Annotated in this window: 1 protein-coding gene; it reads right to left on the minus strand. The window is 62.1% G+C overall.

What is annotated here, in order from left to right:
• On the minus strand, window positions 1-232 hold a 232-nt coding region (locus A3712_RS26755), incomplete at its 3' end, for a TIGR02186 family protein (protein WP_197465822.1).
• Window positions 233-340 lie beyond the last annotated feature (108 nt).

Genomic DNA, 340 nt, shown 5'->3' on the forward strand with positions numbered 1-340 from the left:
ACCGTTCCTTCTCGCGCAGGCGCACGGGTTCGGACGGTCCCTTGAGGACGACCACGATGTCGTAGTCGCTGCCCGCCGCGCGACCCTGCGGATCGAGTACGGCGCCGAACAAAAGCAATTCGGTGCCGGTAAAGCCTTGGCGCACCTGCACCTCGTGCTGGCTGACCTCGGGCACGAGGATGGGATCGCGCTGTCCCATGAGCGCAAACGCGAAAGCCAGGAGCAGCAGCACTCTCACAGCGGATACAGCGTGTAGATTTCGTCGGGCTGGTAGAACAGGCCCAAGAACATGCGGAACGCGACCATCAAAACGATCGCGGCGAGAATCAGGCGGAGAATT

Origin of the sequence: Vibrio sp. HI00D65 (assembly GCF_001635455.1) — a bacterium.
In the GTDB taxonomy this organism is placed as follows: Bacteria; Pseudomonadota; Gammaproteobacteria; order Enterobacterales; family Vibrionaceae; genus Vibrio.